Origin of the sequence: Chryseobacterium sp. C39-AII1 (assembly GCF_039672645.1) — a bacterium.
Taxonomy (GTDB): domain Bacteria; phylum Bacteroidota; class Bacteroidia; order Flavobacteriales; family Weeksellaceae; genus Chryseobacterium.
Genome location: NZ_JBDFPQ010000004.1, coordinates 233,411 through 240,766 on the forward strand (window position 1 = coordinate 233,411; position 7,356 = coordinate 240,766).

Here is a 7,356-nt window from a genome sequence, read left to right on the forward strand (position 1 = left end):
AACTCATCAGCGAAACACTTGCCGCCGCCAGAATTATATTCTTGTTAAACAATTTCATTAGTTATAATGCTTTTAATTTTATGATTAAAGGTACGTCGTTATCTATTTTCTTCTCGTCACCAAACGTTCCGTAGGCAAGAGAAGATGGAACCAAAAGCGTAACTTCCTCACCATCATGTATAAAACGCAAAGCATCTTCTACAGCTTTTATTTCATCAAAATGTCCGAATTTGGCATCTCTTCTTTCTATCGGCTGATCGTAAATTTTAGTCTGATCAAAATCATACAGATCATAAGAATAAGAAATCAGTGTATTATCCTGTCTTCTTTCTCTTTGGCTAAAATTTTCTATGCTCACCCAATAATTCAAAGGCATCTGATAATATTTTACAGACTGCCCGTCTATCCAGTGTTGCATATGGATTCTCTCAACATCGTTCAGATTTCTCATTCGCTGTTTCGAAACATCCAGATCATTTTGGCTTAAAACACCACCCACCGGAGGGTGTGCTTGTTGAGTATTTCTATTGCAGCTCAGCAATCCCAATACCGATATGAAGAGTAATTTTTTCATAAACTTTTGCGAAAATACGCATTTCGGGAATTAATTACAAAACTTGATGGGTTTATTGGTTGAGATTTTTGATGGATTACAATTTTTATTTAGTTAATTCAAATATAATCAGTTTTTGATTACCACAAACTAGCATTTTCAGCCGTTTAATATAATTTTTACTTTTCCATATCTTTGTTTTAGTCAATAGAATAATCATATCTAAATACTGTCTTACTAACAAAAATGAACATATCAACAAAAAATATAAAAATCCAAAACGAAATTTTCACCTTAACCAATCAGCGTGCTGCTTTTTGGAAGAAAGAAAAAGCATTGATTCTATCAGACTTACATATCGGAAAAACAGCTCATTTCCGAAAAAATGGTATTGCATTGGCTAATCATATTATGAAAAGTGATTTGGAAAGATTATCAGTTTTAATTGAATATTTTCAACCTGAAAAGTTTATTGTTGTTGGTGATTTACTTCATGCTGGTGATAACTCGGATGTTGACGATTTCTGTATCTGGAGAAGTCAATATCCTGATTTACAATTTTATTTGATTGAAGGAAATCACGATAAAATTTCTAAAAAATTGGAATCTAAATTATGTTTAAATTTTAAATCTGAAACATTAGAAATTGAGAATTTTATTTTCATTCACGATTTTGAAAAAAAACAACCAAAATTTCAGATTACAGGGCATATCCATCCCGGATTTGTTATTAATTCTCCGGTAAAAAAAATAAAACTGCCTTGCTTTGTGGCAACGGAAAATCAATTATTACTTCCCGCTTTTAGTGAATTTACAGGATTGGATACTAAAAATCTCCCTAAAAAAGGAAGATTCTATGTTTTTACAGATACTGAAATCTATGAAATTTAAGATTTATTCTAAAACTTTTTTCATCATCAGATCAATCTGTTCATCATTTCCAAGCTTAAAAATATGTTTATCAAATTCTATAAAACCATTTTTCTTGTAAAAATTAACTGCCCTTAGATTTTCTTCCCAAACGCCTAACCAAAGGTATTTTTTATTTTCATTTAAAGCAATTTCCAAAGCTTTATCATATAAAAGCTGACCAACCTTTTTTCCATGATGCGAGCTTTTTACATAAATTCTTTCAATTTCCAGAGAAGATTTATCCTGAAGTTCAGTTTGCGCTTTTCCTGAATTTACTTTCAGATAACCGATGGGTTCTTCTTTTTCATAAGCAACAAAAAATTGAGAATCAGGATTATTTAATTCTTCATTTAACTTTTCAAAAGCAAAACTTTCTGCAAGATATTCTTGAATATGTTCTTCAGAATTATGTGGCGCGAAAGTTTCGTAAAAGGTCTCTCTTCCAAGCTTTTGAATGATTTCCAACTCTGCAGTGGAAGCTTTTTTTATTGTAATCAACTTCATTTTTCTTGATTTATTCTTCTAATTTAGTGATAAGATTTTGCATTTCAGTTTCAGAAATTTCCGTTTTGATTTTATTTTTTAGAGTTTCTTTCAAAGCTAAACTGTAAGCTACTTTAAGAGCATTTTCAGTCTTTACCGTTTCATCAGGAATAACCCCAACATGTTCCCAGTTTTTTCCTGAAAAAGTAGACGTTATGTTTCCGGTCGGAACCAGCAAAATATATTTATTCTGAATGAAAAAATGATCAACAGGGTTAGCAGCACCACCTGTCTTTTCACCAACTACTTTTGCTATTTTTCTTTCCTGTAAAAAATACGCCAAAGCTTCTCCTGCGGAGAATGTTTTTTCGCTCGTCAGGAAATAAATATTTTTGTTAAGATATTTTTCTCCTTTCACTTTTGATTTGGTTCTATTATTAACCGTTTTACCTGAATTTCTAAAATATGTTTGATATAAATTGCTTTTATCTTTAAAAAAATAACTACAAAATAAGATCAACATATTATTATCACCGCCTCCATTTTCTCTTAAATCAAAAATTAACGAATTCGTATTAGAGACAAAATTCATCACAGCTTCTAAAGATTTTTGACTCGATTTTTTTTCTGCAAATCCCTTATAATTAATGTATCCAATATTTCCTTTTAATCGTTCTACTTTTTCAAAACCGAAATTTTCCAGACTATTATGATAATTATCTAGTCTTTGTTGCTCTGTATCATTAATATTTTTTTGAGATGTATAATTTTCTAAATATTTGATGAAAAAATGTTTATCCTTAGCAACAAATCTTAATTTTCGGGTTAAATCTTCTGTAAATTCTTTTTCGTTTAAAGCATTAAAATTTTTTGACTTAATTTCACTTTGAAATAGTGAATCAATACTTTTTAAAACATTTTCATTAATGTAATTTTCTTTGATTTTTACTGAAATTTCTTTTAACAATTCGGTTCTGTCAGTTTGCGCAAATACTGCTGAACAGAATAATGTGAGAATTAGAAAACTTATTTTTCTCATTGAATGCTATTTTATTTTAAGCAAAATTATTTCAATGAAGATGATTAAAATTGTAAAAATGGAAACTAGATAAACAACCAAATATTTTTCTGTTCTGTATTCACTTTTTCGAAAAATTTTCTCGGTTGAATTTTCGTTAAATCCTTAAAATCTTTAATGAAATGCGATTGATCATAAAAAAGATTTTCATAAGAAAGTTCCGTTAAATTTTTAACATTTTTATTCTGATTTACAGAATTTCTAAAACGTTGAATTTTTCTAAATTCTGAAGCTGGTTTTCCCAAATATTTTGTTGATATTTTATTTAAATACTGACGGGAAATTTGATGCTTTTTTGCTATTTTTTCAATATTTAAATCAGAATCTAAATCTTCTATAATTTTTTCAATTTTTTCTAAATTTTTTTCCTGAAATTTTGAGAGCCAGTAATTCTCCAATTTTTCAATTTGAATTTTCTGATCAGTTTCATTTAAAATATTTTTCATGAATTCTTCAAAATCAGAAGAAATTATTTCATCTTGTAAAAACTGGGCTTCATTCGCTTCAAAAAAATGATAAATCCCCAACGGTTTAAAATAAACAGTTACTTCATTAATTGATTTTTTATAATGAACTTCAACAGGCGAATTGCAACGGGAAACAAAGTCTATAATGAGATTTTCTTCTTCAGAACAATCAATTTCAATAGTATTATTTTCTCGGGAGAAAGTAATATTCTGACAAGCCGAAATAATGAAGTAATTATCCGGAAAAGTACAATATTTCAAAGGCTCATCATTATCATCTTTTGCCATGAAGTAATATCCTTCGATATACTTTTTCAAGATGGGATGATTAGGCTTATAAAAATTGATTTTCATTAAAAATTTTCTCTAAAACATTTAAATACAAGATAATAATAACAAAAATAAAATCTGAAGAAAATTCTCCAGATCTTATGAATTTATGAAAATAAAATTTTATTAAAAGCTTCTGATGCCAAATGAACCTGAACAGACCAATCGTCTGCCGCCTCACTTCCTGCATCATCCGAAATATACTTTAAACACAGGAACGGAATCTCTTCTTTCATTGCAATCAAAGCTAATGGATAAGCTTCCATATCAACAACATTATAGGCAGTTTCAGAATGATTCATTTCAAAGCTATCACCGCTACCACAGATACCTTCAGGAAGGTTTTCTTTTTGTAAACCATATTCTAAAACAGGTGGAATTCCAGATAGCGGAGTTTCATACAAACTGAATCCCAACCCTCTTACATCCATATCCCGCTGAATGAATTTTGTACAGCAAACTACGTCTCCTTTATGAAAATTTTTACTTCCTGCCGAACCTAAATTAACAATTAATTTTGGCTTTTTACGGTGAATTTCTTTCGTTAATTCCATCGCAGCATTTACTTTTCCGATACCTGTGACCAATTTATTTTTATCATCAAACACTTTTCCCGCTTCTGAGTCTAAAGCGAAAACAAAAAGGGTTTCTGAAATCTCAAACTGCTGTCCTTCGTTTACAATTATCATATATAATTTAAGATTAAAATTTAATCAACTTTATTGCTGAAATCTGCTGTCAAAGGTAGTGATTTAACAATATATTTTATTCTCTACAAACCAATATTCTGCTTTCTTTTTTCTCGTAAAAACTTCTTAGCATCATCATTAAAAAAGCTAAAATACCAAACACGAAGCCAATCCAAGGATTGTATTCCACTCCTTTAGTTACAATCATCCAGCCGCCTAAAGTGGTTCCTAATGTTACCCCTAAATTCCCGAATGAAGTTGCCAAACTGTTTGCAAATTCCAGAGAATGGGGTACGGATGAGATCATGTAAGTAGAAGCATTCAGGAAGCTTGGTGAGTACATGAAACCCCAAATTCCGATGACCACAATGGTCGATAATAAATTTCCATTTGAAAAATACAGTAAAATAGGAATAATCAATGTTCCAGAAAGAAAAAAGGCTGTGGTTCTAGTTACATTTTTATTAAGCATTTTTCCAGCTAACCAAGTCGAGATAACTCCAATAATTCCAAAAATAAATAGCATATAACTTACCATTGTTTCATTCATTCCCTTCGCTTTATTCAGATAATCAGCAAAATAACTATACGTTGAAAACCACGCAGTAATCATGAAAAAATTGGCTGCCGTACTTAAAATAAAAGTAGGCTGACTAAGAATTTTTAATTGGGTTCCGTATGATTTCTTTTCTTTTACAGGCATTGAAGGAAGCATAAAATAAATCACGATTAATGCAATAAAGCTTACAACAGTTTGAATCATAAATGAATATTCCCAAGACCACAAACTTGAGATCCAGGTAGCAAAAGGAACCGTGGTAACCATTGCTACAGTTACTCCACTGAAAACAATGCTCATCAGTTCATTTTTCTTACTATCTTCAGCATTAGAAACGGCAACTGACAAAGCTGTTGCGATATAAACGGGCTGTAAAAAAGCGGGAAGAATCCGAACCAGCATTAAACCCCAAAACGGAGGTGAAAATGAGGAAACAAACCCCGTGATCAGGAATATGGCAATTGAAGTAAACATGATATTTTTCCTGTCGAACCCCGAAGTAAATAAAGTCATAAAAGGACCTGTAAGTGCGATTACCAAAGCAAAAGCACTTAATAAATAGCCCGCTTTATCGATGCTAATTTTGTAATGTTCGGCAATTTGTGGTAAAATTCCAATGACTCCAAATTCTGTGGTAATAACGGCTAGAAATCCTAAAAAGCCAATGTATGCGTATTTTTTCATGTAAAATTCTCTGAAATTATTTTAACTTTTCTTTCGTAAATGTTGCGATTTCCTGCACTGCTTCTTTAGTTTCTCTTAAAACAGCCCCCATGTGCATAAAACCATGAACCATCTCTTTGTAAACCACTGTTTCGACCTCAATTCCGGAAGCTTTCATATTTTCTGCTAATTGTTGCCCTTCATCACGTAGAGGATCGTGTTCAGCCAATAAAACGAAAGTTGGTGGCGTATTTTTAAAGTCTTTAATTAATGATGGAATGGCTAATGGATTTTGTTGATCGGAAGGATTGTTCAAATACCATTTCCAGGCTCTTATCCCCTCTTCTTTATTGATAATCGGTCCATTTTCGTAAAAGCTCCAGGATGGTGTATCCAACTTATTATCAGTGGCAGGATAAATCAATACCTGAAATTTTAATTGACCTCCCAACTGCGTAGAAACACTTGTAGCCAAAGCTCCTCCGGCACTGTCACCAATAATTCCGATTTTGTTTTTATCTAAATTTAATTTTTCGGTATTATTAATAATCCATTCTGTGGCGAATTGAGCATCATCAAAGCCTGCAGGAAAAGGATATTCGGGAGCCAAACGATAATCAACAAAGACAATGGCAGAGCCCGTAGCATTTGCAAGTTGACGGACAATGGCATCATGAGTTTCAAAGCTTCCGGAAATAAACCAGCCGCCATGAAGATAAATAATAGATGACGATTTCTCGCTTTCAAGCCCGTTTGGTCTGTAAATCCTGATGGGAATTTCGTTGTTATTTTGATAAATTTTAAATTCTTCAATTACTTTAACAGCCTCTTTCTTACCGCCAAGTTGAAGAGCCATCGTTTCATATCCTTTCCTGCTCATATCCAAAATATCTTTTCCGTCAAAAACATGAATTTTTTGCAGATTTTCGATAATTTTAGTTATTTCCGGATTGAGTTGTACTGTATTCATTTTATAATTGTTTGTTGTTTTACAGGATGTTAATCCCATTATCATTAGAATTCCTATCAGTTTTTTCATGTTGAATTAAAAGTTGACTGCAAAATTAAATAGAAGTCATACATTTGCACAGTACACAGCTAATTGTATGGTACGAACAAATTTGTAAGTAATGGGAAAAAGAAAGGAAAATTCGACAAATAGCCTCAACGAAAAATATATTATTGAATGTGATCTTACCTACGCGGTTTGCAAAATCGGAGGAAGATGGAAACTTCTGATTTTATGCAAATTGGAACACGGAAAATTACGTTTCAGTGAACTTAGAGACAGAATTACCGGCATTACAGAAAGGATGCTGACGCTTCAGCTTCGTGAGCTTGAAAAAGAAGGATTGGTAACGAGAACGGTTCATGCAGAAGTTCCGCCAAGAGTAGATTATGAAATGACGGAAATCGCTAAAGAATTGATCCCCATTTGGAAACAATTGAGCCAATGGGGAAATAAACATAAAATTTTAATTCAGGAAGAAAATCTTGTTGAAAATTAATAAAATGTTGAATTTCTTCAGAGAATTTTTAATGATGAAGCTATTTCCAGCTCTTCGCACTCGCTATTTTTATAGTTTCGGGGGGGGGGGGGGGGGGGGGGGGGGGGGGGGGGG

Annotated in this window: 9 protein-coding genes; 2 read left to right on the plus strand and 7 right to left on the minus strand. The window is 32.0% G+C overall.

Features of this window, described 5'->3' with window-relative positions:
• Positions 1 to 61 precede the first annotated feature (61 nt).
• Entirely contained in the window at positions 62 to 574 is a 513-nt protein-coding gene (locus ABEG63_RS09105) for an FKBP-type peptidyl-prolyl cis-trans isomerase (protein WP_346584250.1), read from the minus strand.
• A gap of 225 nt (positions 575 to 799) precedes the next feature.
• Here ABEG63_RS09105 and pdeM point away from each other — a divergent pair, with 225 nt between their 5' ends.
• On the plus strand, positions 800 to 1,444 hold the full coding sequence (gene pdeM, locus ABEG63_RS09110; RefSeq protein ID WP_346584251.1) for a ligase-associated DNA damage response endonuclease PdeM: 645 nt from the start codon (positions 800 to 802) through the stop codon (positions 1,442 to 1,444).
• Between the two features lie 3 nt (positions 1,445 to 1,447).
• Here the strand turns inward: pdeM and ABEG63_RS09115 are convergent, their stop codons facing one another.
• The 6 genes from ABEG63_RS09115 to ABEG63_RS09140 form a co-directional block, all read right to left on the minus strand.
• On the minus strand, positions 1,448 to 1,969 hold the full coding sequence (locus tag ABEG63_RS09115; RefSeq protein ID WP_346584252.1) for a GNAT family N-acetyltransferase: 522 nt from the start codon (positions 1,967 to 1,969) through the stop codon (positions 1,448 to 1,450).
• Between the two features lie 10 nt (positions 1,970 to 1,979).
• A complete protein-coding gene (locus ABEG63_RS09120; RefSeq protein ID WP_346584253.1) occupies positions 1,980 to 2,987 on the minus strand; it encodes a S41 family peptidase in 1,008 nt (335 codons plus the stop codon).
• 65 nt (positions 2,988 to 3,052) lie between these two features.
• On the minus strand, positions 3,053 to 3,847 hold the full coding sequence (locus ABEG63_RS09125; RefSeq protein WP_346584254.1) for an AraC family transcriptional regulator: 795 nt from the start codon (positions 3,845 to 3,847) through the stop codon (positions 3,053 to 3,055).
• Positions 3,848 to 3,930: 83 nt separating this feature from the next.
• On the minus strand, positions 3,931 to 4,512 hold the full coding sequence (locus ABEG63_RS09130; RefSeq protein WP_346584255.1) for a 5'-methylthioadenosine/S-adenosylhomocysteine nucleosidase: 582 nt from the start codon (positions 4,510 to 4,512) through the stop codon (positions 3,931 to 3,933).
• Positions 4,513 to 4,588: 76 nt separating this feature from the next.
• A complete protein-coding gene (locus tag ABEG63_RS09135) occupies positions 4,589 to 5,755 on the minus strand; it encodes an MFS transporter (RefSeq protein ID WP_346584256.1) in 1,167 nt (388 codons plus the stop codon).
• A gap of 16 nt (positions 5,756 to 5,771) precedes the next feature.
• A complete protein-coding gene (locus ABEG63_RS09140) occupies positions 5,772 to 6,704 on the minus strand; it encodes an alpha/beta hydrolase (protein ID WP_346584257.1) in 933 nt (310 codons plus the stop codon).
• A gap of 160 nt (positions 6,705 to 6,864) precedes the next feature.
• On the opposite strand from ABEG63_RS09140, the gene ABEG63_RS09145 reads away from it, so the two are divergent.
• The gene (locus ABEG63_RS09145) at positions 6,865 to 7,242 is read left to right on the plus strand and encodes a helix-turn-helix domain-containing protein (RefSeq protein ID WP_346584258.1); all 378 of its coding nucleotides are present in this window, start codon (positions 6,865 to 6,867) and stop codon (positions 7,240 to 7,242) included.
• The last annotated feature ends 114 nt before the right edge of the window (positions 7,243 to 7,356 follow it).